A 23781-nucleotide genomic window follows, 5' to 3' on the forward strand; every position below is an offset into this window, starting at 1 on the left:
TCCGACTCGACCACCGCACAGACGGCGGTGGCGAATCGGGTCAATCAGCGCATCAGTTGTTAGGACGCGTTGATCCAGATGGTCTTCAGCTCGGTGTACTGATCATGTGCCCAGATCGACTTGTCGCGCCCACCGAAGCCAGACTCCTTGTAGCCACCGAACGGCGTCGAGGCATCGCCTTCGCCGAAGCAGTTGACCGTCACCACGCCCGCGCGGATCTCCCGCGACAGGCGCAGGGCATTGCGCAGGCTGCCGGTGTAGGCCGAAGCGGCCAGGCCGTAGACGGTGTCGTTGGCCAGCTCGATCGCCTCATCGATGGTCGAGAAGCTGGTGACGCTCAGCACCGGGCCAAAGATCTCCTCGACGAACAGGCGGCTGTCGCGGGCCACGCCGTCGACGATGGTCGGCTGCACGAACACGCCCGACTCGGTCTCGCCACCCTGCACCACATTGAGCTTCTGCTCGGCGGCGTATGCCAGGTAGGAGCGAACCTTCTCGAAGTGCGACTTGCTGACCATTGCGCCCAGGCGGTTGTCCGGGTCCAGCGGGTCACCCAGTTTCCAGTCCTTGAGGTGTTTGGCGATCAGCGACAGCAACTCGTCCTTGACGTCCTTATGGACGATCAGACGCGAGGATGCCGAGCAGTTCTCGCCCATGTTCCAGAATGCGCCGGCGGTGACGAACTGGGCGACTTCGTCCAGGTCCTCGCAGTCGTTCATGACCACCGCCGGGTTCTTGCCACCCAGTTCCAGCACGATGCGCTTGAGGTTGGACTCGGCGGCGTATTTCAGGAACAGGCGGCCGGTGTCGGTCGAGCCGGTGAAGCTGACCATGGGGATGTCCATGTGGCGGCCGATGGCCTCGCCCACTTCACGCCCACCACCCGGGACGAGGTTGAACACACCCGCGGGAATGCCTGCCTCATAGGCCAGCTCCACCACGCGCAGGGCGCTCAGGGTTGTTTCCTTGGCCGGCTTGACCACGATCGAGCAACCGGCTGCCAGCGAAGGGGCGATCTTCCAGGCCAGCATCAGCAGCGGGAAGTTCCAAGGCAGCACCAGGCCGACCACGCCAATGGCTTCGCGCACCACCATGGTCACGGCCGCGTTGCCGGTCGGGGCGGTGTTGTCGTAGATCTTGTCGATCAGCTCGGCGTGCCAGCGGATGGTGTGGATGGTTTCCGGCACGTCGACGTTCTGGCACTCGCTGACCGGCTTGCCGCTGTCCAGCGATTCGAGCACCGCCAGTTCATGGGCGTTGTCTTCCAGCAGCTGGGCGAACCTGAGCAGGATGTGCTTGCGCTCGCCAGGCTGCAGCTTCGACCAGCGGCCGTCGTCGAAAGCCTGCTTGGCGGCGGCCACGGCCACATCGACATCCTGCACGTCGCAAGCGGCGATCTCGGCCAGCAGCTTGCCGGTGGCCGGGTTGGTGGTGACAAAGGTACGGCCCGACAGCGCATCGCGGAATTCACCGTCGATGAACGCCTGGGTACGGAATTCCACTTTGGCGGCGATTGCCGCGTATTCCTCTTTGCTCAGCAACTCAGCCATTGTTGGAACCCTCGGTGATTTTCGCGATGTTGCGCTTGAGCACGGCGAGGATGTCTTTCAGCGCCTGCTCCTGTTCGCTGTCGAGCGGTTGCATCGGCGCGCGCACGCCGCCGGCACGCAGGCCGATCAGCTCGCAGCCGTGCTTGATCGATTGCACGAACTTGCCGCTTTCGAGGAAGTCCATCAGCGGCATCAGCTCGGCCATGATGCGGCGGCCCTTGTCGAAGTCCTTCTCGATCACGCAGGCCTCGTACAGGGCCACGTGTTCGCGGGGAATGAAGTTGGAGCCGGCGCATACCCAGCTGCGGGCGCCCCAGGCGAAGAACTCCAGGGCCAGGTCATCCCAGCCGCAGGACAGGGCGATATCCGGGTGCTGCACGGCCAGGCGATGCAGACGGGCCGTGTCGCCCGAGCTTTCCTTGATGGCGACGATGTTCTTGCAATCGGCCACTTCGGCGAAGAACTCGTCGCCCATGCCGACACCCATGCGGGCGGGGTAGTTGTACAGCATGATCGGCAGGCCGGCAGCACGATCGACGGCCAGCACGTGGGTGGCGATTTCCTGCTGGGTCGGCAGGGCGTAGGGCGGCGAACCCACCAGGAGCGCGTCGGCCTTGATGGCCTTGGCCGCTTCGGCATAGGCGATCGACTCCTCGGTACGGACGGCGCCGGTGCCTACCACGAGCGGCAGGCGGCCATTGATCACATCCTTGGCCTGTGCGGCGAGATCGAAGCGTTCCTGGGCGGTGTGGGCGTAGTACTCGCCGGTGGAGCCGCCGATGACGATGCCGTGAACCTTGGATTCGATCAGGTGTTCCAGCACTTGCGCGAAGGCCGCTTTGTCGATGGCTCCCGCTGCGGTCAGGGGAGTGATTGCCGGGGTGAAGATACCGTCGAAGTTCATATTGGATTCTCCTTGGGTGAGGGCTTTGTCTATTCACCGCGCCGCTGCGTTGTGCAGCGGCGAGGCAGGTTCAGGTTTCAGGCAAGCGACGCTGCCTGTTGCAGGTTGAGCGAACGGGTTTCCGGGGCCAGGGCCCAGGCGACCAGCAAGCCGATGAAGGTCACCACCGCGGCGGCAACCATGGTCTGGGCGATGCCGAGGGTTTCCAGCGAGATGGGTACGAGGTAAGTGCCGACCGCAGCCCCGATCCGCGACAAGGAGGTGCCCACGCCGACAGCGAACGCGCGAATCTCGGTGGGGAACAATTCGTTGGGGTAGACCAGTTGAAGCACCTGGGCACCGCCGATGAACAGGGCATAGGCGCCGAACAGGAACAGGATCAGGACTTCCGAGCCGGTGTGGAACGCACCCAGCCCCAGCAGGGCCAGGCCCGACCAGAGGAAGCTGTGGACCAGCATGCTGCGGCGGCCGACGGTATTGATCAGCCGAGTGGCGATGATGCAGCCGACGACGAAGAGGAAGGTGATCGCCACCGAGCCGAAGGAGGCCCAGTCGCCCTTGAGGTTGAGCGCCTGCAGGACCTTGGGCGCGAAGGCGTAGACCGCGAACACCGGAATGATCGAGCAGGTCCAGAACACGGTGACGAACAGCATGCGCTTGCCGTAGCCCGAATGCAGGAGATTCCACACGGAGAGCTTCTTCACTTCCGCTTGTTCGGGCAGGTTCTTCAGCGAGAAGTCATTCCCGTACACCTGCTTGATGATGCTTTCAGCCTCCGCTGCACGCCCCTTGCTGAGCAGCCAGCGGGGCGATTCCGGCGTGCCCATGCGCAGGGCAAACAGGATCGCGCCGATCACGGCGGGGCTGGCCAGGACCAGCCGCCAGGCCTCTTCGCCGCCGACCCGCAGGATGAAGTCACCGGCAACGTAGGCGAGGGCGGCACCGGCGAACCAGAGAATGGTCAGGGTAGCCAGACGCGGGCCGCGATATTTCTTCGGCAGGAACTCCACCAGCAGGGAGGTCGCCACCGGGTACTCGATACCGACGGCCATGCCGATCAGGAAGCGCAACAGGAACAGCGCCGCGGCCGATTCGACCCAGTACTGCGCCAGGGAACCAAGGATGAACAGGGTCGGGCCCACGAAGAAGACTTTCTTGCGGCCCAGCCTGTCGGTCAGCCAGCCACCCAGGAAGCCGCCGCAGAAGATGCCGATCAATGCCGAGGCGGCGATGAGTCCTTGCCAGAATTCGCTGAGGTTCAGGCCGGTGGTCATTTGCAACATGGCAACGCCAATGATGCTGAGGACATAGCCATCAACGAAGGACCCGCCGCCGGAACGGATGGTCAACAGCTTGTGGAAGCTGTTCAGAGGGACATCCTCTACTGATCTAGGAATTGTCATTGTTATTTCCCGCTTATTAGGTGTTCGGTTGAATCTGGACTGCATGACACCGCGAAGCTCGAATTCGAACGAGCCTCGAAAGTTTCGAGAGACCGCCTGAATCAATGTCGGCAGGCATTCAGATCCACTGGCCTGGTGATGATCGGCCCTGGTGTTTGCCCTGAACTACGAAATCAAAAGTACTCAGCTCTCTCTTCCTGCCCGGTACTGTCCCCACTTGAGGTTGAGATTCACGCCTGCAGAAAGGAAAGGTTCCGGCGGATTTCTGTTGGGGCCTGAGGTGCGCAGCAGGAAATCGATCAACTCATCTCGATCGTTTGCCAGCCAATCAGCGAGGAGCTTGCCCGTGGCAGTACCACGCGTTACACCAAGCCCGTTGCAGCAGAGTGCGCCGTAGACATTGGGGGCCAGTTCGCCGAAATGCCCCATGTGGTTTCTCGACAAGGCCAATGAACCGCCCCAGGTGTATTCGAATTCAACGCCAGGCAGCATCGGGAAGCGACGCTCATAAGAGGCGCGATGCCGCTTCACGAAGCGATCCAGGTACTTGGTGTTGCTGCGACCATCCGGGTTGAAGCTGAAACTGTTGCGAATCAACAGGCGGTTGTCCGGCGTGCGACGTACCGTGGTGCCGAAGGGATCGGCCGGGATCAACCCCCAGAAGGGCTTGCCGCCAAGACGCGCTTGTTCGTCCGCAGTGAGTTGGCGGGTGATGCTGGCGTAGGTGAAGACCGGGAGCATCCTGCCCTTGAGGAAGCCGAAGCTCATGCCGAAGGCGTTGTTGGTGAGAATGAGCTTGTCGGCGGTGATGCTGCCAAAGGCGTGGGTGAGGACGGTCTTCTCACCGTACTCGACTCCGGTGATGGGCGTGTTTTCGTAGAGGCTGACATTGGCCGGGAGGCTATCGGCCAAGCCCTTGACCAGGGCGGAGGGCTGGATGAGCACCGTCCCCGGGGTGAACAGCGCCTTGCGGTAGAAGTGCGTGCCGATGTGCGCAGGGAGGTCGTCGCCGTCGATCATCTCGTAGGCCTGGCCGAGCTTGTCCAGGCCACGCCGGTAGGCATCCAGCACGGCGATGCCACGGTCTTCGATAGCCGCCTGGTACTTGCCGCAGGCTTTCATCTGGCAATCGATGTTGTGCCGCTCTACCAGTTCCTTGAGCAGGGACTGGCCGGTGAGATTCAGTTTCAGGCTGATCTTCGCGGTATCGATATCGCCAATGTAGTCATCGGCCCCGATATCGTGGGGCAGGTCAATGGCAAAACCGGCATTTCGGCCGGAGGTGCCGAATCCGACTTCCTGCGCTTCGACAAGGACGATTTCATCATTGGGAAAATTGAGCGCCAACTGTCGGGCGGCGGCGAGGCCGGTGAAACCGGCACCGACTACGACCCAGCGAGCCGAACTGTTGCCGTAATGGCTAGGCCTTGGTTGCCGAGGCTTGCTGAGGTGGTACCAACCACAGCTCTTGTCATCGGCAGGTAAAGACGTAACTTTTGTCATTTCAGAGACCTAACTTTTTTATTTCAGCTTGATAAGCATCCCTTGCGGGAAATGACTCGCTGGACTAAGAGCAGCACAGGACGAAATCAGCTCGCTCGATGACGTGGTCGTGCTGCTACAGGCAGGTCCCGTTACATGGCGATGTCGGCATGAAGATTAATGACAGCCTCAAGTCGCCAACAAGCAACATTTAGGGGTGGCAATCAATGATCAGAGGTTATGGTTTATCGGAGGGGTAATAGAAATAAAAAAACCTGCGCGGGGCAGGTTCTTTGGGGGATTGATATTTAAATTATTATCCTAGCAATACGGTGTCGGCGGATTAAGCAACAAATAATGGAGGAAAATAATAACGCCCGGTTATCAAAGCTGCGCGAGCAACCAGTCGCGCAGGCGGCAGCAGGCATCGTCATCCTCTTTGTCTTCGTCGAACGTCAGGTAGTGCAGGGTGTCCTTGAGCACCAGTTCCTGTTCGACCGGCCTGATCAGCAATCCCTGGTCGACCAGGCGGCCTACCAGATGATTCCAGCCCAGGGCGACGCCCTGATGATTGAGGACCATCTGGATCAGCAGGATGTAGTCGTTGGCATTGAAGAAATGCGGGGCGTTGGCCGTGCGCGCTTCGAGATCGATGTCGTGGAACGCCAGCCAGACCTTCCAGTCGACATGCTCGGCGACCTGCGAGCGGCCGTAGGGGCTGAGATTCAGCAATACGGTGTCGCGCAGGCCTTCCAGGGTGCTTATTTCCGGGTGTTCCTCGAGATACTTCGGCGTGCATACCGGGTAGATCACATCGTGCATCAGGGGATAGCTGCGATACCCCTCGCGGATCTTGGCGATCTTGGTGACGAAGATGTCCGGGCGCACACCGGGTTCCATGGACAGGAAGTTCTGCGTGGTGATCAGGTTGAGGTCGACGTCCGGGTTCGCGCCGAAAAAGCTTGGCAACCGAGGGGCAAGCCAGTGCGCGGAGAATGCCGGCGAGCAGCACAGGGTGAGCACGCGTTTGGTGGTGCTCTTGTTGCGGATGCGCTCGGCGGCCTGGGAGATGTTGACGAAGGACAACTGCACCGCATCGAAGAAGATCGAACCTGCTGCCGTGAGCTCGACGGCGCGTCCCTCGCGCTTGAAAAGTTCGGCGCCCAGGTAGATTTCCAGCTCGCGAATCTGCCGACTGATCGCGGCCTGGGTCACACACAAGGCTTCGGCTGCTCGCGTGAAATTCTGATACTTGGCTGCCGCGACGAAGGATTTGACGGCGCGTAACGACGGCATCTTGATCAGGGTCTGATCGGGCTCGGTGTGTTTGACCATAACTACAAGTAATCAAAATCCTGAATAAAAAGTCGGTTCTGTCGACCGGCGACCTCGTCCTAGACTGCGGCCAGCTGCAATTGCGGCAGGAAGGCTTCGCTGAGGTTATCCGAAAGAGCACTCATGCAGAAAGCCCTGACCTTGGAAGGCGCGAGCTGATGAGTCCATGACTCCATTCTTCGCCGAATTTCCCGTGCCTGTTTTGGAGTGCATATAACAATGGATAAGAACACTGCTGTACTGGCCCTGATCCGCCAACGCAAAGAGCGTCATGCCCTTCCTCGCGCTGTTTACAGTGATGCCGAGGTGTATCGCCAGGATCTTGACCATATCTGGCACAAGGAATGGATCTTTGCCGGACATACCTTCGAACTGGAGAAGCCCGGCCAGTACCTGACCCTGCAAATTGGCGACTATCCGGTTGCGGTGGTGCGTGGCGGCGATGGTCAGGTGCGGGCATTCCACAATGCCTGCCGGCATCGCGGCTCCAAGGTGTGCACCGAGAACAGCGGCAAGGTCGCGAAACTCGTCTGCCCCTACCACAAGTGGGTGTTCGACCTGGACGGCAAACTGCTGTTCGCGGGCAACATGGGGCCGGATTTCAACGTTGCCGACTACGGCCTCAAGCCGGCTCATTGCGAAGTGGTGAACAGCTACATCTACGTCTGCGTGGCCGACAAGGCGCCGGATTTCGAGAAATTCCGCAAGGCCGTTTCTCCTTTCATCGCTCCGCACAACCTGGATGACTGCAAGGTGGCGTTCGAGTCCAACCTGATCGAGCGGGGCAACTGGAAGCTGGTCTTCGAGAACAACCGCGAGTGCTACCACTGCGACGGCACCCATCCGGAGTTGCTCAATTCCTACGTCGAAAACCTTTCGGTAGCAGGTGTGGCTGGCGAGGATGACCCCGAGCTGGTGGCGCACTGGAACCGTTGTGAGGCAGCCGGCCTGCCGAGCCGCCTGGTGATGGACGAAGGCGGGCAGTTCCGCATGACGCGCATTCCGCTTTCGGCCGGCGCCGTGAGCTACACCATGGACGGCAAGCCCGCGGTGGCCGGGCGTCTCGATCGCAGCGGCGAGGACAATATCGGTGCGCTGCTGTACTTCAATTATCCCTCCACCTGGAACCACTTCCTCGGCGACCACGCCCTGAGCTTCCGTGTGTTGCCGCAAGGCCCCAACGAAACCCTGGTGACGACCAAGTGGCTGGTGCACAAGGATGCGCAGGAAGGCCTCGACTATGACCTCGAGCGCCTGACCCGGGTCTGGATCGCCACCAACGACCAGGATCGTCGCCTGGTCGAAGGGGCCCAGGCGGGCGTGAGTTCTCCTGCCTATGAGCCCGGACCTTACTCATCGATTGCGGAGAATGGCGTCTGCCAGTTCGTCGATTGGTACTGCGCGACCATGACCAGCCGGCTGGCCGACTGAACCTCGTACACCTTCGACTTGGCCCCGTTTCACCCACCTGGTGATACGGGGCCTTTTTTTTCTGGAAGGCCTTTTGGCCAACAACCTGGTGATGCAATCCATGAATACCCTTTCGCGCCGAAATGGTCATGCCAAGGGCTTCTTTCTCGTGCTGCTGGCGGCGTTCTGTTACGGCCTGCAGCCGCTGTTCGCCCAGTATGCCTACGTTGGCGGTGCCGACCCGGTGGGGCTCCTTCTGGCGCGCTTTTCGATTGCCGCCGGCATGCTGCTGGTGTTCCTGCGCTGGCGGGGAATTCCACTTCCCGTGGGCCGCCTGGCGGGACAGAACCTGCTGCTCGGACTCGGCTACGGGCTCGCGGCGTTGGGGTACTACAGCGCCGCCCGATCCACATCGGTCAGTCTGGCGATCATCCTGGTGTACAGCTTTCCGGCTTTCGTCACGGCGGTATCCATAACCTGGCTGGGGGAGCGGACCAGCGCACTCAAGCTGGCCAGCCTGACGTTGGCCCTGGGCGGTGTAACGATGGCCACAGGGCTCAACCTGTCGGGCGCATCGATCGGGGCGCTATGGGCGCTGTTCGCCGCGGTGTGTTACGGGGCATCGATCATTTACGGCACCCATCGGGTCGTCCATGAGAACCCGTTGGCATCGGCCGCCATGCTGCTTGTGGGGTGCGCACTGACCTTCGCCGTGGCGGCCCTCGTGCAAGGCGCTTCCTTGCCTTCGACCCCCTTCGCATGGGGGGCGACCATAGGGCTGGCACTGTTCGCCACCCTGGTCCCGGTGGCGGCATTCCTGGCCGGCTCGCCGCGCATTGGGCCGTCAGCGGCCGCGACCCTGTCGACCGTGGAGCCGGTGGTGGCCGTGGCCATTGCGGTATTGCTCATGGGCGAGCAAGTCACATCAATCATGTTCGCTGGCGGACTGATGGTGCTGCTCGCGGCGGTTTTCCTGGCGCGTCAGGAGCCGGTTGAGCCGGAAATCGCGTCGCTGCAAGGCGGCGCCGCGGGTGATCAATAACATGAAGTTATGGTTACGGGCGAACAAATGTCGTTGGACGCTGTGAGGGTCTGAACTTAATTTGAAGCTGCAACGCGACATACATAAATCGATGTCGCTTTTATGGAGCAGGATTTTCTGCGCGCCGGTTCACCCACGTCAGAGACGAATGGATCACCGGTATTGCTGGACGCTTGTCACAGTCCATCTAGCGACTGGAAAGCACGAAGTTGACTGATCGGTTAATAAGCATAACAAAGAGGGTTGGTATGAATCAGGCCGACGATATTCTTTCGGTAAAGAACATCTTCAAGGTATTCGGACCTCATCCGGAAGTTGCCATGGAGATGTTGAGAAAGGGCGCCGACAAGAATGAAATTTTCCGCAAGACCGGGCATGTCGTCGGGGTGTTCGACGCCAGCTTCTCGGTCAAGCGCGGCGAGATCTTCGTCATCATGGGGCTGTCCGGCTCCGGCAAGTCGACCATGGTGCGGCTGTTCAATCGCCTGATCGAGCCCACTTCCGGCAGCATCCACCTGAACGGGCGCGAGATCACCGGCCTGGCCGACAAGGAACTGCTCGATGTCCGCCGCAAGGAAATGGGCATGGTGTTCCAGTCCTTCGCGCTGATGCCGCACATGAGCGTCCTGGAAAATACCGCCTTCGGCCTGGAGATCTCCGGCGTGGGTGAGGGCGAACGCCACGCCCGGGCAATCGAGGCCCTGCGTCAGGTGGGGCTGGCTGGGCATGAATACAGCTACCCGCACCAGCTGTCTGGCGGGATGCAGCAGCGTGTCGGCCTGGCCCGGGCGCTGGCCAACGACCCGACCATCCTCCTCATGGATGAGGCGTTCTCCGCCCTCGATCCGCTGATCCGCAGCGAGATGCAGGGCGAGCTGATCCGCCTGCAGGCCGAGCAGCAGCGCACCATCATCTTCATCTCCCATGACATCGAAGAAGCGATCCGCATCGGCCATCGCATCGCGATCATGGAAGGCGGCCGGGTCGTGCAGATCGGTACGCCGCAGGAACTGCTGAACCAGCCCGCCAACGAATATGTCGAGACCTTCTTCAAGGGCTTCGACAGCTCCCGGGTACTCAAGGCCGGCGATGTCGCCCAGCTCGATCCGGCGATGGTCTGCCGGGTCAACGGCAAGGCCCCGCGCTTTCAGGCCGGGGTGCCCTACGGCTACCTGATCGACGAGCGTGACCAACTGCTCGCCGTGGTGGGCGCGGACGAGTCCGGCAGCGTGGCGGCCGGGCAACCGGAAGCACAGTTCAGCCTGCACAAGCAGCACCCCGTCTACACCGACACTCCCCTGCATGACGTGCTGGATATCGTCGCGGCACTCCCATATCCCGTGCCGGTACTGGATCACAGCGGTGCTCTGAAGGGCACCATTTCCAAGAATCTGCTGTTGCAAACCTTGAGCCGCCACTGAGCGCATCCCTCGATCACGCAACAGCCGCAACTTCGGAGAATAGGTAGCCAGCATGTCAGAGTTCAGTCTTCTCGATCCGTTCCAAACCGCAAACATCCCATTGGGTGACTGGGTGGAAACCACCCTGAATTTCCTGGTGCACAATTTCCGTGATGTATTCCGTGCCATCCGCTGGCCTATCGACCAGGTGCTCAATGGCATCGAGTACGTCCTGCAGAGCATCCCGCCGAGCATCGGCATCATCCTGTCCTCCTTGCTTGGCTGGCAGCTGGCCGGCAAGCGCATGGCACTGCTTTGCTTCGTCACCCTGACGCTGCTCGGCCTGATCGGCGTATGGTCGGAGTCCATGACCACCCTGGCGCTGGTGCTGACCTCGGTGTTCTTCTGCGCCGTGATCGGCATCCCGCTGGGTATTCTCTGCGCCCGCAGCGACCACATGGAGCGCGTGGTGCGGCCTGTGCTCGACGCCATGCAGACCCTGCCGGCCTTCGTCTACCTGGTGCCCGTGGTGATGCTGTTCGGCATCGGCGACGTGCCAGGCGTGCTGGTGACCATCGTGTTCGCCTTGCCACCGCTGGTGCGCCTGACCAACCTGGGCATCCGCCAGGTGCCCGAAGACAAGATCGAGGCCGCCCGCGCCTTTGGCTGCACCCCACGGCAGATGCTGACCCGCGTGCAGTTGCCGCTGGCCACCTCGACCATCATGGCCGGCATGAACCAGACCCTGATGCTGTCACTGTCGATGGTGGTGATCGCCTCGATGATCTCGGTTGGCGGCCTGGGGCAGATGGTCCTGCGCGGCATCGGTCGCCTGGACATGGGCCTGGCCACCGTCGGCGGGGTAGGGCTGGTGTTGCTGGCCATCTTCCTCGACCGCCTTACCCAGGCCATGGGTGCGCGCACCAGCGCCGACCCCAGCCTGCGCTGGTACCACACCGGCCCCGTTGGCGCGCTGCTGCGCCTGTGCGGTGCCGGGCAATCCACCGGGCGGCGCAAGACCGCCTGAGCTGACTGATTCGATCTGCCGAACCCGACAAAAAGCCACAAAAAAGGTACGAGACGATGCATCGATCCAAGTTCTCCCGCAGCCTCCTGCAATGCGCCACCGCCCTGTCCCTGACGGTCGCCGCCCTGAGTGCCAGCGCTTCGGCCGACAAGCCCGGCGAGGGCGTCGAGGTCACGCCGATCTTCCCCTCCATCGCCGAAGAGCGCTTCCGCGGCGAGGTGGCGATGGAAGGCCTGCGTGAACTGGGCTACGACGTCCAGGAGCCGAAGGAGACCGAGTACGGCGTGATGATGGTGGCCCTGGCCAATGGCGATGCCGATTTCACCGTGCACCTGTGGGAAAAGCTGCACGACAAGTTCTACCAGCAGGCCGGCGGTGACGAGGTGATGGTCAAGACCGGCGACATCCTGCCGGGTGTCAGCCAGGGCTACCTGATCGACAAGAAAACCGCGGACCAATACAACATCAAGTACATCACCGACTTGAAAAAGCCGGAGATCGCCAAGCTGTTCGACACCGACGGCGACGGCAAGGCCGATTTGACGGGCTGCAACCCGGGCTGGGGTTGTGAGTTGGTCATCTCCCACCACATGAAGGCGTATGACCTGGACAAGAGCGTGCACGTCAACCAGGGCTCGTACTTCGCCCTGATGGCCGACACCATCACCCGCTACAAGGAAGGCAAGCCGATCCTGTACTTCACCTGGGTGCCGCAGTGGATCGCCAGCGTGCTGGTCGAGAACACGGACGTGGTCTGGCTGGAAGTGCCGAAGACCGACCTGCCGGACGGCAACAACGACGTGGACACCATGTACAAGGGCAAGAACCTCGGGTTCGCCGTGGACAAGGTCGTGGCTGTGCTGAACAAGGACTTCGCCGAGGAGAACCCGGCGGCTGTGAAGTTTCTCTCGCTGGTGCAGATCAGCACCGACGACGAGAGTGCACAGAACCTGAAGATGCAGCAGGGCGAGAAGAGGCCCGCCGACATCCAGCGTCATGCCAAGGAGTGGGTCGCCGCGCATCGCCAGCAGTTCGACGCCTGGCTGCAGGCATCGCGAGCCGCCGCCAACCAGTAAGCGTCCCAGGTGCCCGCCATGCGGGCACCCCTACCTTCCCCCTTGCCCAACTTCGTCGGTGGAGCCCCCGCATGTCGCTCTATTCGTTCGTCCGCGATTTCCGTTTCCGCGACGCACCGTCCCATACCCGCGAGCTGTTGCAGACCTGCTTGCTGGATATCCTCGGTGTTGCCGCCGGTGCGCGTGACAATCACACCAGCCAGACACTCAAGCATTACGCGCTGAGCCATTACCCGGCCGGAAAACTGGCCAGCCGCCTGCTGTTCGACGGCCGCCCGGTGCACCCGCTTGGGGCCGCTTGGGCTGGGGGCTTCAGCGTTGACAGCCTGGATGCCCATGAAGGCCATTTCACCTCCAAGGGGCACGCTGGGGCGACCGTGGTGCCGGCCTTGCTGGCGCTGGTCGATGCTTGCCGCGAGCAGGGCAGGACCATCAGCGGCGAGGAACTGCTCAGCGCCCTCTGCATCGGCTACGAGACGGCGCTGCGGGCCGGCGCCGCGCTGATGGCAACCGCTCCTGAATACCATGCCTCCGGGGCTTTTTCCGGTGTAGGCGTGGTATGCGGTGGCGCACGACTCCTGGGGCTGGACGAGCAGCGCTTCCGTCATGCCCTGGGCATCGCTGAATACTTCGGCCCGCGCTGCCCGATGATGCGCCTGGTCGATCACCCCTCGATGCTGCGTGATGCCCATGGCGCCGGGGCCTATGCCGGACTCAATGCGCTGTTGCTGGCCGAAGCCGGCCTCACCGGGGCGCCGGCCGAGACGGTGGAAGACGAGGCGGTGGCCCCTTACTGGCAGGACCTTGGCGAGCGTTGGGAGATCGACGCCCAGTACTTCAAGCCCTGGCCGGTCTGCCGCTGGGCCCAGCCGGCCCTCACCGCCATGACCGCGCTGATGGCCGAGCATCCGCAGATCCGGGGTGAGAACATCGAGCAGATCCAGGTGCAGACTTTCCACGAATCCATGCGCCTGCAGGGGCATACCCCGGCCAACGCCGACGAAGCCCAGTACGCGCTGGCCTTCCCGTTGGCGGCCCTGGTGGTGCGCGGACAGGTCGGGCCGCTGGAAGTGACGGGCGAAGCGATTCACGCGCCCGACATCCTCGCGGTGAGTCAGCGGATCGAAATCGTCGAGAGCGATGAGCTCTCCGTACGCTTCCCCAACGAAATCCTTTCGCGGGTCCTGGTCTGGCTCAAGGATGGCCAGGTCCTGACCAGTCCGATCACCGCCGCCAAGGGCGACCCCGAAACGGCCATGACCCGCGCGGAATTCCTCGCCAAGTTCGACCTGCTGGCCGGCATCAGTCTGGACGACGGGCAGCGGCGCGAAATCGAACAGGCAATCGCGGCATTACCGGGGAGTCCCAGCTGCGAGAAGCTGTTTGCCTTGCTGTTCGAGCCGGCTGGCGCGGTTTGACGACAGGCTGCGGGCTGCCAGTCAGCCCGCATGCTGTGGGCACTCTTGCCCGATGGGGGCTGTCCGGCACTTCGAGCCGGGGGAAGGGCCGCTACCAGGAAAGGGGTGGCCTTGATGTGATTCCTGAACAGCTGCGAGTCGAAAAGATGAGAACGTCATTCGAGAGTGTGTTGAAGAGCAAGAACCTTGCCCATCTGGACAGGGCCTGCCGCGCAGGACTGACAACGCCCGTACGCCGCGTGGCTTTCATCCTGCGTGAGCATTTCTCGATGATGGCCTTCACCGGTGCGGTGGATGCCTTGGTCACGGCCAACCTCATGAGTTCGACGCCGGTGTTCGAGGTTCTGGTGGTCGGTGGCGAAAGCAATCTGGTCGTGAGCGACCTGGGGATCGCCATTTCCACCGATTGCACCCTGGCGGAATTGGACGAGAAGCAGCAGGACATCCTTGTGGTGTGTGGCGGATTCCGCGTCCGCCTCCAGAGTGAGCCGCTGCTCAGGGCGAAGCTGCGTCACGCCGACGCGGCGGGCGCAGTGCTTGGTGGCCTCTGGAACGGTGCTTACTTCCTTGCCGAGGCCGGTCTGCTGGATGGCCATGAATGCGCGTTTCATCCGGACGGGCGGGCGATGATGTCCGAGGTCTTTCCCAAAGTGAATGTGACCACCCATTCCCACGTGCTCGACCGCAAGCGAATGAGCTGCGCGGGTGCGAACAGCTCGCTGGGCATGATGCTGGAAGTGGTGGGGCACAGTGCCGGCCAGGATCTGCTGGACGCGGTGGAGGAAGTCCTGGGCTGCGACAAGATGCGGGAAACCCTTGATGTTTCAGTCGTGTCGATCGACTTCGATCCAACCTTGCCGCGAACCCTCAAGCTCGCCCTGGAGCTGATGCACAGCAATATCGAGGATCCGATAGATATCCTCGAGATCGCGCGCTATGCGCGCATTTCCAGGCGACACCTGGAACGCCTGTTCCGGCGATACGTCAAGGCGACACCGCCGCGCTACTACATGGAACTGCGCCTCACGCACGCGCGTCAGCTCTTGCAGCACACCAACAAGTCCTTGACCGAGATAGCCGTGGCGAGCGGATTTTCGACCCTTCCGCACTTCAGTCGCTGCTTTCGTGAAAAGTTCGACATCGCCCCGGGTCAGTTCCGCGCACGTACCCATTTCAGGGTTTGAAGGAAACTTACTGGTCACGATCAGTCCGGGCACGGCGTCGCGGCGGGAAAAGGAAGCGGCGATTGTGGCACTGTCGGGCGGTCCCAACTGTGAGAAGCTGACGCCGCTGGTACCGTCCTGCGGGCCGGGAGCCGAGTATCAGCAGGGGGATTGTCGATTCGTACCCTGAATGCCCGTGAGCCGAGACATGAGAACGTCCTTCGAGAGCGTATTGAAGAGCAAGAACCTGGCCCATCTGGACAAGGCCAGCCGCGCAGGGTTGACCACTCCGGTACGCCGCGTCTCCTTCATCCTGCGCGAGCACTTCTCGATGATGGCCTTCACCGGTGCGGTGGATGCCCTGGTCACGGCCAACCTCATGAGTTCGACTCCGCTGTTCGAAGTCCTGGTGGTCGGTGGCGACAGCAATCTGGTGGTGAGCGACCTGGGCATCTCCATTTCCACCGATTGCACCCTGGCCGAGCTGGACGAGAAGGGCCAGGACATCGTCGTCGTCTGTGGTGGATTCCGTGTCCGCCTCGAGACCGAACCCGTGCTGAGGGCCAAGCTGCGCCAGGCCGACGCGGCGGGGGCGGTGCTTGGCGGCCTCTGGAACGGCGCCTACTTCCTGGCCGAGGCCGGATTGCTGGATGGTCATGAGTGCGCCTTTCATCCGGACGGCCGGGCGATGATGTCCGAGCTGTTCCCCAAGGTGACCGTGACCAGCCATTCCCACGTGCTTGACCGCAAGCGGATCAGCTGTGCCGGCGCCAACAGTTCCCTGGGCATGATGCTGGAGGTGGTGCGCGCCAGTGCCGGTCAGGAGCTGCTCAATGCCGTGGAGGATGTACTGAGCTGCGACAAGAAGCGCGACATAGTCGACGTCTCGGTGGTGTCCATCGACTTCGATCCGACCTTGCCGCGAACCCTCAAACTCGCACTTGAACTGATGCACAGCAACATCGAGGACCCCATAGAAATAGGTGAGATCGCGCGTTACGTGGGCATCTCCCGGCGCCACCTCGAACGACTGTTCCGGCGCCACGTCAAGGCCACACCGCCGCGCTACTACCTGGAGCTGCGCCTCACCCACGCGCGCCAGTTGCTGCAGCACACCAACAAATCCCTGATCGAAATAGCCGTAGCCAGCGGATTCGCCACCCTCCCGCATTTCCACCGCTGCTTCCGCGAAATGTTCGATATCGCCCCGGGCCAGTTCCGCGCACGTACCCATTTCAAGGTCTGAACCCATCCGCTAGGAATTCTGGCGATTCAACCTCGATGCCATCCGCTTGGAGCGTCTTTCCTGCGGAAGGCGACGGTCATTCTGAAAGACCTGCACGCGACTCCCCTCGGAGGTGTAAACCACCATGCCGCCGGAGAGGTACTCGACATCCAGAGTGGCTGGCGTGTTTTCCCCTTCCACCAGAATCCTCACCATGGCGTGGCTTTCGATCCAGAACTCGCTGGACTTCGGTTCGATGACCAGCAACAGCCGTTTCGGGGCGCCGTTGATGAAGCGGAATTCCTGGTGTTTGTTCATGTCACTACCTTTCGCTCCGGCCACGCGAAGCATCGATCCATGCGGGGCGGGTCACGTCCGGCTTCGGGCGAGCCTGCCGGTCGCGAAGCAGAGCAGCCCGCCCATGGCCGCGAGCCCCATCAACACAAGGAACATGCTGCCCGGGGCGGAATGGGTCAGCAGGTAGCCACACAAGATGGGGCTGAGCGCGCCACCCAGCGCAGCGAGATTCTGCGCACCGTAGTAGCTGCCACGCAGGTGCTCCGGTGCGATGGTGTCGATGAACAGGTATTCGCCGGGTAGCACGATCATTTCACCCAGGGTGAACACGAACATCGCCACGCACCAGCTGACCATGTTTTCGGCGTAGATGAAGCCCAGCAGGCCGCCGATGAACAGGACCGAGCCGGCGCCCATCCAGAATGGCAGCTGCTCTCGCTTGAGCAGCCTGCCGAACTGGTACTGCAGGACGATCACGGTAATGGCGTTGCAGGCCAGCACCGCCGAGAGGATTTGCATGGCGTCGTCGGCCTGGTAACCCACCAGCAGGTACTGCGACAGGTAGATGGTGAATCGCCCATGAACCACGGCGTTCAGCAGGCTGCCCAGGGTGAAGAGCACCAGGGTGCGGTCGCTTTTCAACGTGGCCAGGGTTACCAGGAAGCTCGGTGGCCGGGCTTGGCTGGCGGCGTCGGCGCGCTTGCTGGGCGGCACCCCGCTCATCAGGAAAATGCTCAGGAAGGCGATGGCGCTGGCCGTCCAGAAGGGCGCCAATGGCTGGACGCCGGCGATCACCACGCCCAGCATCGGGCCGGTGGCGTAGCCGATGTTGGTCAGGGTGTAGCGGAAGGAGAAGGCCTTGGCCCGCTGCTCCACGGGAAGGTTGTCGCTGAGGATCGCCTTGGAGCCAATGACGAACAGCGCTGCGGCCGATTCGGTGATCACCAGGGTGAGCGTTGCGAGGTACGTGTTGCTGGCAAAAGTCAGCAGAAGGAATCCAATGGCGCTGGAAAGCATCGCCAGGATCAGCAGCCGGCGCTTCTCGAAGCGGTCCACGACATAGCCGCCGTAGAGGCCGAGCAGGGTGCCGGTGAAAGCGGCGATGCCGACCAACAAGCCGACGTCCTTCTGGTCCAGACCCAGTTGCGTACTGATGAACAGTGCCAGCAAGGGGCTGGTGATGGCGCGACTGATGACGATGGTCAGCGAGCACACCATCAGCCGGCGAATGACGAGCGAGTAAGTAGTCACAGAAATCCTGTCTGTCCTTAACGTCCTGCAGTCTCGGGCGGGAGCGTCAACTCAATGCCTGGCCTCGTTCACAAGGCCAGGCATTCGTGATTGCGCTATGCGGCTGAGAGCAGCTCGGGAAGCTTCGCGGTGGAGGGCACGTCTTCCAGTGTCAGGAGAAGATTGGCCAGCTCCGCGACCTGGGTAGGCGGGAGCACGCGGTTCGCCAGGCTGTGGAACTTGTCCAGCAGGGCCTCATCGCTGATGGGATTGCCGGGGGCACCAAGCGCCACTTCAACGCACAGACTGGCCTCTCGGCCGTCGCAGGTGCGCAGGGTGACGATGGGTTCACCGTCTTCGGACAGGGTGGGGTTCACATCAAGGTTGATGCGCTCGAACCAGGAAGCGATCGCCGGACTCTCCCGGCAGTTGTCCTCGTAGGCATCCAGCCCCGCGTGGCCGAAGGTGAGCCTGGCCGCCAGTGCGTACGGCAGGCTCATCTGTGCCGAGGCGAGCGTCTCGATGCGGGTATGCCCACACATGTCCTTGAGGAACTCACACATCTCCACGCGGATTTCGGCTATCTGGTCGGGCTTGATGTCCAGCTTTGCCATCAGCAATCCCACGGCATCGATGGCGGCATGGGTGCCACGACACGAGGCGTAGGGTTTGATGGAGCAACGCGCCAGCTTCCAGATTTCGCCGAGGGTTTCGTCCAGGGCCTCCGGCTCGGCGTCGTCGCCGGCCAGGGTCTTGAGGAATCCACCCCAGACATCGTCGAAGAGGTAAGACGGTCCGGTAATCCCTTGCTGCGCCAGCATGACGGCGAGCAAACCACCCTCCGCTGCGCGGCCGGTGTGCAGCTTCTTGGTCTGGGAGCCGTCGTGGATGAATGCCCACAGGCCACCACTGAAGCTGCCGGCGATACCCAGTGCGGAGAGGGTCTGCGCCTGGTCCAGCCCGAATACCCGCGCACAAGCCGCGGCTGCACCGAAGACACCGCAGGTCGCGGTGGAGTGCCAGCCGGCACCGTTGTGGGCCGAGTAACTGCCGCAGGCTTCGAGCACACGTCGGCCGACTTCGTAACCGATGACCACGGCCACCAGCAGTTCCTTGCCGGATATCGCCTTGCCGCTCGCCTGCAGCGCAGCCATCACGGCGGGCAGGACCACAGCGCCGGAATGGTCGCAGCCACCGGCATCGTCCAGTTCCAGGGCGTGGGCGGCAATGCCGTTCAGCAAGGCTGCATTGCGCGGACTGGCGCAATGGCAGGTGCCCCAGAGCACGGTACTGCCGGGCGCTTCGTGCTGTACGCAAAGCTGGTAGGAGGCCTTGAAGATGTCACTGTCGGCACCCGCCAGGGTCGCGCCGAAGGTGTCCAGGATGTGCCGTTTGGCCTTCTCGACCAGGGACCGGGGCAGGTCGTCGAAGCGGGTCTCGACCACGAAGCGGACCAGTTTTTGGAAGCGTTCAGTCACAGTTGATGCTCCGGGATATGGCGTGCGTAAACAGCGGCAGGATGATCATCGGGCAGCGCGGGGCCGGATTGTGCCCACCACTGCGCCACGTCCTCGGCGGTGGCGAACCAGACGTCCGGGTGCTGCCGGATGCCTTCCAGCAGTTCGCGCAGCAATCCGATGCGGCCGGGGGTGCCGATGATTTCGGGGTGCAGGCGCAGCACGTAGCAGAGGCCGTAGCGGTGGAACCCGGCGAAGTCCATCTGCATGTTCTTCAGGGTGTGGCTGTAGGAGGCGATGCGCGATTGCGCGGGGGGCACCGCCGGGCTGAGGTTGAAGGCGAAATAGGGTTCGTCCTCCAGCTCGTAGTGCAGGGGCAGTTCAATCAATGGCGGGCTGCCGGGAACCGTTTGCCGGTGCGCAAAGGGCAGATCATCACCGCGCAGGGACGACGACCAGACAATGCCCTGGCGGCGCATGGCCTCGGGGAAACCGGGTGCCCAATTGCCCGCGGGCAAGCGGAAACCTCGTGGCTTGCACCCGGTGAGCCTGGTCAGGACGTTGCAGCCGCGCTCCAGCTCGGCTTCCTGCTCAGCGAGGCTGAGCTGATCGTAATCCTGGTGCCGGTAGCCGGCACAGGCGATCTCGTGTCCGCCATTGAGAATCGCATCGATCCGATCCGGGTTTTCCTCGGCGACTATGCCGGGAATGCACCAGGAGCTGCGCACGTTCAGGTCGGCCAAGGTGCCCAGCAGGCGCGCTACGCCACGCGTGGTGCCATAGCGCCAGACGGACAGTGTCTTGTCGCGGCCGGCAACAGCAGGTGCCTGGGTGAGAATGCCGTGAACGTCGTTGTAGTCGACGGTGACCACCACGGCGCAGCGATAGGGCGCGGGCCAGATTGGCAGGTCAGTCATTGCCGTGCTCCTTGAGCGTCCATTGCGCAACGTCGCGGCAGGTGGCGAACCACACATCGTCACGTTGGCGCATATGTTCGAAGAGGCGTTCCAGCAGCAGGAGCCGGCCGGGTTTTCCGGTGATCTTCGGGTGGAACAGCGTGGTCAGGCACAGTCCTTCGTCCATGGCGCCGTCGAACTCGCGACACCAGTTATCGAGGGTCAGTTCATAGCTGGCCGTGCGGTCCAGCCCGGAAGGGAAGTTCGGTCCCTTGGTGTAGGCAAGGGAGGCATAGTCGTCGAGCTCCCAGTGGCCGGGGATTTCCACCAGCGGTCGGGAGTGTCCGGCGACCTTGACCAGGTAAGGGCGATCATCGCCGCGCATGCTGCTGGAGTAGATCACGCCAGCGTCCAGGAGCATGCCGGGAGTGTGGGTGTGCCAATCTCCGGACGGTGTGCGGAATCCTTCCGCGCGGATACCCAGCACATTCCAGAAGACGTCCCGGCACTTCTCAATCACCTGGCGCTGCGCTTGCAGCTCAAGGGCATAGAAGGACTCGTGCTTGTAGCCGTGGTAGGCCACTTCATGTCCCCGCTCGACGATCGCCCGGCATTGCCGTGGCCAATTCTCCACGACCCATGCGGGTACGAAGAACGTTGCCGGGATGCGGACGGCGTCGAGCAGATCGAGGATGCGTGGCAGGGCTCGATAGGGATCGTAGCTGCCGAAGCCGAAGTACTCGGGTTTGCGCCAGATCGATCCGTCGAGCATCGCATCTCCGGTCGGACCATCCACGTCGAAGGCCAGGGCCATGCAGGCCCGGCTTTCGCCGGGCCAGTGAGGGGTTGTCGAGGGGGACATGAGTGCGTTCCGAGCTTACTTGCCGTTGATGGTCACGCGCTCGATGGCGCCTTCCTCGAGGTCCCATTTCTTCAGGATGGCCTGATAGCTGCCATCGGCGATCATGCTCTGCAGAGCAGCCGCTACGGCCTGGGCCAGTTCGGGGTTGGCATTGCTCACGCCGAGGCCGGTCAACTGCGAGGTGATCGGGGTGCCCACGGCTTTGAAGGTGTCCTTCTCCAGGGACATGATGTACGGGAGGGTTTCGCTGCCTTGCATGGCCGCGTCCAGGCGGCGCTGGCGAAGTTGGGCACGGGCATCGGCGCTGCCTTCGGAGCCGACCACGATCACAGCCGGTTTGCCTGTCGCTTCGCAATTGGCCTTGCTCCAGGCGGCGATGTCAGCCGGGAACGTGGTGCGTCGGCTGGTGCCCACTTTCTTGCCGCAGAGGTCGGTACTCTCATTGAGGTCAGTACGATTCTGCAGCGTGTAGAACTGCGGGCCGCTGGTGAAGTAGTTGACGAAGGTGACCGCTTTCTGCCGCTCCACGGTGTCGGTCATGCCGGAGAGGATGATGTCGACACGCTTGGTGGTCAGCGCGCTGACCATCTGCTCGAAGGCGGTTTCCTGCCATTTGATTTTCACGCCCAGGCGCTCGGCCAATGCGTTACCCAGTTCGTAATCGAGGCCGGTGAGCTCGTTGGTGGCCGGGTCCTTGAAATCCATGGGTGGGTAGTTGGGCATGATCGCCGCAACGATTTCGCCTTTTTCCTTGATGGCTGCCGGGAGTTCTGCGGATGCCTGCGCGGAAACGGCGAGGCCCATCAATACGGAGGTGAGGATCAGTTTTTTCATGTACGTCGTTCTCTTGAGATTGTTATTGGCGACTAGGCGCGAACGGCAGAAATGAAGTTTTGGGTTCGTGGGTTTTGTGGGGTCAGCAAGACCTCTTCGGGGCTTCCGCTTTCCACGACCTGGCCGTCATCCATGAACACCACGCGGTTGGAAACCTCGCGGGCGAATCCCAGTTCGTGGGTTACAACGACCATGGTCATCCCGCTTTTGGCGAGATCACGCATGACCGAGAGCACCTCACCGACCAGTTCCGGGTCGAGTGCGGAGGTGGGTTCGTCGAACAGCATCAGCTTCGGCCGCATGGCCAGGGCACGCGCGATGGCAACCCGCTGCTGCTGACCGCCGGAAAGCTGAATGGGGTAGTGATTGCGCTTGTCGGCCAGGCCCACGCGGGCCAGGAGTTCGACTGCGTCTTCGGTCGCTTCCTTGGGGGAGCGCTTGAGCACCTGGCAGGGACCTTCGATGACGTTCTCCAGCACGGTCATGTGCGGGAACAGGTTGAAGCGTTGGAAGACCATGCCGGTGGCCAGGCGCTGGCGGGCGATCTGGGTCTCGTTGAGCTCGTAGAGCTTGCGACCGACCATGCGGTAGCCCACCAGTTCGCCATCGACCCAGAGGCCGCCCTTGTCGACCTTCTCGAGCTGGTTGATGCAGCGCAGGAAGGTGCTCTTGCCCGAACCGGAGGGGCCGATCACGCACAGGACTTCGCCTTGCTCGATCTCCAGGTTGATGTCTTTGAGGGCGTGGAAATCGCCGTAGTACTTGTTCAGGCCGACAGCCTTGACGATGCTTCTCATGGGGATATCTCTCTCGACGTGGGCGATCAGGAGCGCTTGCCTGCGCCTTTGGCGAAGTAACGTTCCAGGCGGCTCTGGCCGAGCGACAGGACGGTGACGACGGCGAGGTACCAGATGCCCGCGACGATCAGCAGCTCCATGACGCGCGCATTGGCGTAGTAGATGTTCTGGGCGTTATGCAGCAGCTCGGAGTACTGGATGACGCTGGCCAGACTGGTCATCTTCACCATGCCGATGAACTCGTTGCCCACCGGCGGAATGATGATGCGCATGGCCTGGGGCAGGATGATCCGCTTGAGCGACTGCAGGCGCGGCATGCCGATGGACTTGGCCGCTTCGTACTGGCCGGTATCGACCGACAGCAGGCCGGCACGCACCACTTCGGCGGTGTAGGCACCCTGGTTGATGCTCAGGCCGAGCAGCGCGGCGACGAAGGGCGTCATCACCGTCACGGTCTCGATCTGGAAGAGGCCGGGAATGCTGATGGTCGGGAAGATCAGCGCCAGGTTGAACCACAGCAACAGTTGCAGGATCAGCGGCGTGCCGCGGAACAGCCAGGTGTAGGCCAGGGCGACGTACTGCAGGATGGGGTTGTGCGACATGCGCATGATCGCCGTGACCACCCCGAAGATGATCCCGAGGGCCATGGCCAGCACGGACATCACGATGGTGTTCAGCAGGCCGAAGAGAATCGCTTCGGACGTCAGGAACTGGCCAACGTAGGACCATTCGATCTGGCCCTTGGCGAAGGCGTTCCCGAGGCCGACCAGCAGGACGACGATCAGCGTGGCGAAGAACATGCGTCCGTAGTAGCGCCGTGGCACGTGCTCGTACTGGGTGATGTCGAACTCGTTTTCCAGTTGCTTGCGCTCGGCGGCAAGGCGTTGTGCTTGTAGTTGACTCATGGTGTTGCTCCGAAGGCGGCGCGAGAGCGCTGCGGCTTATCGGTCTATCTGGAAAGCGCGCACCAGGT

At 62.3% G+C, this 23781-nt stretch carries 21 protein-coding genes; 8 read left to right on the top strand and 13 right to left on the bottom strand.

The genetic code is table 11. The annotated features are described in order from the left end of the window. Nucleotides 1-59 precede the first annotated feature (59 nt). From ACFW0H_RS20345 to ACFW0H_RS20365, 5 genes are all read right to left on the bottom strand, one after another. Nucleotides 60-1550: an aldehyde dehydrogenase gene (locus tag ACFW0H_RS20345; RefSeq protein WP_422915673.1), complete on the bottom strand. Its 1491-nt coding sequence runs from the start codon at nucleotides 1548-1550 to the stop codon at nucleotides 60-62. Beyond that, nucleotides 1543-2454, bottom strand: a complete 912-nt coding sequence (locus ACFW0H_RS20350) for a dihydrodipicolinate synthase family protein (protein ID WP_422915674.1) — start codon at nucleotides 2452-2454, stop codon at nucleotides 1543-1545. The genes ACFW0H_RS20345 and ACFW0H_RS20350 overlap by 8 nt, the downstream gene beginning before the upstream one ends. Before the next feature lie 77 nt (nucleotides 2455-2531). Next, nucleotides 2532-3857, bottom strand: coding sequence for an MFS transporter (locus ACFW0H_RS20355; protein WP_422915675.1), 1326 nt, complete (start codon nucleotides 3855-3857; stop codon nucleotides 2532-2534). Between the two features lie 183 nt (nucleotides 3858-4040). After that, on the bottom strand, nucleotides 4041-5360 hold the full coding sequence (locus ACFW0H_RS20360) for an NAD(P)/FAD-dependent oxidoreductase (RefSeq protein WP_422915676.1): 1320 nt from the start codon (nucleotides 5358-5360) through the stop codon (nucleotides 4041-4043). A gap of 363 nt (nucleotides 5361-5723) precedes the next feature. Next, a complete protein-coding gene (locus tag ACFW0H_RS20365; protein WP_422915677.1) occupies nucleotides 5724-6674 on the bottom strand; it encodes a LysR family transcriptional regulator in 951 nt (316 codons plus the stop codon). A 219-nt stretch (nucleotides 6675-6893) separates the two neighbouring features. On the opposite strand from ACFW0H_RS20365, the gene ACFW0H_RS20370 reads away from it, so the two are divergent. The 8 genes from ACFW0H_RS20370 (at nucleotide 6894) to ACFW0H_RS20405 (ending at nucleotide 16456) form a co-directional block, all read left to right on the top strand. Further along, on the top strand, nucleotides 6894-8105 hold the full coding sequence (locus ACFW0H_RS20370; RefSeq protein ID WP_422915678.1) for an aromatic ring-hydroxylating oxygenase subunit alpha: 1212 nt from the start codon (nucleotides 6894-6896) through the stop codon (nucleotides 8103-8105). Between the two features lie 73 nt (nucleotides 8106-8178). Next, nucleotides 8179-9126, top strand: a complete 948-nt coding sequence (locus tag ACFW0H_RS20375; RefSeq protein WP_422915679.1) for a DMT family transporter — start codon at nucleotides 8179-8181, stop codon at nucleotides 9124-9126. Nucleotides 9127-9374: 248 nt separating this feature from the next. Further along, entirely contained in the window at nucleotides 9375-10547 is a 1173-nt protein-coding gene (gene proV / locus ACFW0H_RS20380; RefSeq protein ID WP_422915680.1) for a glycine betaine/L-proline ABC transporter ATP-binding protein ProV, read from the top strand. 52 nt (nucleotides 10548-10599) lie between these two features. Further along, entirely contained in the window at nucleotides 10600-11553 is a 954-nt protein-coding gene (gene proW, locus ACFW0H_RS20385) for a glycine betaine/L-proline ABC transporter permease ProW (protein WP_422915681.1), read from the top strand. A gap of 56 nt (nucleotides 11554-11609) precedes the next feature. After that, nucleotides 11610-12629 carry a glycine betaine/L-proline ABC transporter substrate-binding protein ProX gene (proX, locus tag ACFW0H_RS20390; RefSeq protein WP_422915682.1) on the top strand — a complete coding sequence of 340 codons (1020 nt, stop codon included), beginning with the start codon at nucleotides 11610-11612 and terminating at the stop codon, nucleotides 12627-12629. A gap of 71 nt (nucleotides 12630-12700) precedes the next feature. Continuing rightward, complete coding sequence (locus ACFW0H_RS20395) at nucleotides 12701-14047, top strand: MmgE/PrpD family protein (protein ID WP_422915683.1); 1347 nt, start codon at nucleotides 12701-12703, stop codon at nucleotides 14045-14047. Nucleotides 14048-14193: 146 nt separating this feature from the next. Beyond that, on the top strand, nucleotides 14194-15231 hold the full coding sequence (locus ACFW0H_RS20400) for a GlxA family transcriptional regulator (RefSeq protein WP_422915760.1): 1038 nt from the start codon (nucleotides 14194-14196) through the stop codon (nucleotides 15229-15231). A 187-nt stretch (nucleotides 15232-15418) separates the two neighbouring features. Continuing rightward, nucleotides 15419-16456 carry a GlxA family transcriptional regulator gene (locus tag ACFW0H_RS20405; protein ID WP_422915684.1) on the top strand — a complete coding sequence of 346 codons (1038 nt, stop codon included), beginning with the start codon at nucleotides 15419-15421 and terminating at the stop codon, nucleotides 16454-16456. A gap of 9 nt (nucleotides 16457-16465) precedes the next feature. Here the strand turns inward: ACFW0H_RS20405 and ACFW0H_RS20410 are convergent, their stop codons facing one another. The 8 genes from ACFW0H_RS20410 to ACFW0H_RS20445 all read right to left on the bottom strand — a co-directional run bounded on the left by ACFW0H_RS20410 (nucleotide 16466) and on the right by ACFW0H_RS20445 (nucleotide 23713). Beyond that, nucleotides 16466-16753: a hypothetical protein gene (locus ACFW0H_RS20410; protein WP_422915685.1), complete on the bottom strand. Its 288-nt coding sequence runs from the start codon at nucleotides 16751-16753 to the stop codon at nucleotides 16466-16468. Nucleotides 16754-16804: 51 nt separating this feature from the next. Further along, a complete protein-coding gene (locus tag ACFW0H_RS20415) occupies nucleotides 16805-17983 on the bottom strand; it encodes an MFS transporter (protein WP_422915686.1) in 1179 nt (392 codons plus the stop codon). A gap of 95 nt (nucleotides 17984-18078) precedes the next feature. Further along, nucleotides 18079-19440, bottom strand: a complete 1362-nt coding sequence (locus tag ACFW0H_RS20420; RefSeq protein ID WP_422915687.1) for an MmgE/PrpD family protein — start codon at nucleotides 19438-19440, stop codon at nucleotides 18079-18081. Beyond that, nucleotides 19437-20336 carry a polysaccharide deacetylase family protein gene (locus ACFW0H_RS20425; protein WP_422915688.1) on the bottom strand — a complete coding sequence of 300 codons (900 nt, stop codon included), beginning with the start codon at nucleotides 20334-20336 and terminating at the stop codon, nucleotides 19437-19439. Before ACFW0H_RS20425 ends, ACFW0H_RS20420 begins: the two co-directional genes overlap by 4 nt. Continuing rightward, a complete protein-coding gene (locus tag ACFW0H_RS20430; protein WP_422915689.1) occupies nucleotides 20329-21177 on the bottom strand; it encodes a polysaccharide deacetylase family protein in 849 nt (282 codons plus the stop codon). Before ACFW0H_RS20430 ends, ACFW0H_RS20425 begins: the two co-directional genes overlap by 8 nt. A 15-nt stretch (nucleotides 21178-21192) precedes the next feature. Then, entirely contained in the window at nucleotides 21193-22011 is an 819-nt protein-coding gene (locus tag ACFW0H_RS20435; protein ID WP_422915690.1) for an ABC transporter substrate-binding protein, read from the bottom strand. A 32-nt stretch (nucleotides 22012-22043) separates the two neighbouring features. Continuing rightward, a complete protein-coding gene (locus tag ACFW0H_RS20440; RefSeq protein ID WP_422915691.1) occupies nucleotides 22044-22808 on the bottom strand; it encodes an amino acid ABC transporter ATP-binding protein in 765 nt (254 codons plus the stop codon). 26 nt (nucleotides 22809-22834) lie between these two features. Beyond that, nucleotides 22835-23713, bottom strand: coding sequence for an amino acid ABC transporter permease (locus ACFW0H_RS20445; protein WP_422915692.1), 879 nt, complete (start codon nucleotides 23711-23713; stop codon nucleotides 22835-22837). Nucleotides 23714-23781: the final 68 nt, after the last annotated feature.

This window comes from Metapseudomonas cellulosilytica (genome assembly GCF_049334135.1).
GTDB lineage: Bacteria > Pseudomonadota > Gammaproteobacteria > Pseudomonadales > Pseudomonadaceae > Metapseudomonas.

Excerpts from the sequence above, each read along its gene's own strand:
- ACFW0H_RS20345 (WP_422915673.1), bottom strand. The coding sequence starts at position 1,550 with ATGGCTGAGTTGCTGAGCAAAGAGGAATACGCGGCAATCGCCGCCAAA.
- ACFW0H_RS20350 (WP_422915674.1), bottom strand. The coding sequence starts at position 2,454 with ATGAACTTCGACGGTATCTTCACCCCGGCAATCACTCCCCTGACCGCA.
- ACFW0H_RS20355 (WP_422915675.1), bottom strand. The coding sequence starts at position 3,857 with ATGACAATTCCTAGATCAGTAGAGGATGTCCCTCTGAACAGCTTCCAC.
- ACFW0H_RS20360 (WP_422915676.1), bottom strand. The coding sequence starts at position 5,360 with ATGACAAAAGTTACGTCTTTACCTGCCGATGACAAGAGCTGTGGTTGG.
- ACFW0H_RS20365 (WP_422915677.1), bottom strand. The coding sequence starts at position 6,674 with ATGGTCAAACACACCGAGCCCGATCAGACCCTGATCAAGATGCCGTCG.
- ACFW0H_RS20370 (WP_422915678.1), top strand. The coding sequence starts at position 6,894 with ATGGATAAGAACACTGCTGTACTGGCCCTGATCCGCCAACGCAAAGAG.
- proV (WP_422915680.1), top strand. The coding sequence starts at position 9,375 with ATGAATCAGGCCGACGATATTCTTTCGGTAAAGAACATCTTCAAGGTA.
- proW (WP_422915681.1), top strand. The coding sequence starts at position 10,600 with ATGTCAGAGTTCAGTCTTCTCGATCCGTTCCAAACCGCAAACATCCCA.
- proX (WP_422915682.1), top strand. The coding sequence starts at position 11,610 with ATGCATCGATCCAAGTTCTCCCGCAGCCTCCTGCAATGCGCCACCGCC.
- ACFW0H_RS20395 (WP_422915683.1), top strand. The coding sequence starts at position 12,701 with ATGTCGCTCTATTCGTTCGTCCGCGATTTCCGTTTCCGCGACGCACCG.
- ACFW0H_RS20400 (WP_422915760.1), top strand. The coding sequence starts at position 14,194 with ATGAGAACGTCATTCGAGAGTGTGTTGAAGAGCAAGAACCTTGCCCAT.
- ACFW0H_RS20405 (WP_422915684.1), top strand. The coding sequence starts at position 15,419 with ATGAGAACGTCCTTCGAGAGCGTATTGAAGAGCAAGAACCTGGCCCAT.
- ACFW0H_RS20410 (WP_422915685.1), bottom strand. The coding sequence starts at position 16,753 with ATGAACAAACACCAGGAATTCCGCTTCATCAACGGCGCCCCGAAACGG.
- ACFW0H_RS20425 (WP_422915688.1), bottom strand. The coding sequence starts at position 20,336 with ATGACTGACCTGCCAATCTGGCCCGCGCCCTATCGCTGCGCCGTGGTG.
- ACFW0H_RS20430 (WP_422915689.1), bottom strand. The coding sequence starts at position 21,177 with ATGTCCCCCTCGACAACCCCTCACTGGCCCGGCGAAAGCCGGGCCTGC.
- ACFW0H_RS20435 (WP_422915690.1), bottom strand. The coding sequence starts at position 22,011 with ATGAAAAAACTGATCCTCACCTCCGTATTGATGGGCCTCGCCGTTTCC.
- ACFW0H_RS20440 (WP_422915691.1), bottom strand. The coding sequence starts at position 22,808 with ATGAGAAGCATCGTCAAGGCTGTCGGCCTGAACAAGTACTACGGCGAT.
- ACFW0H_RS20445 (WP_422915692.1), bottom strand. The coding sequence starts at position 23,713 with ATGAGTCAACTACAAGCACAACGCCTTGCCGCCGAGCGCAAGCAACTG.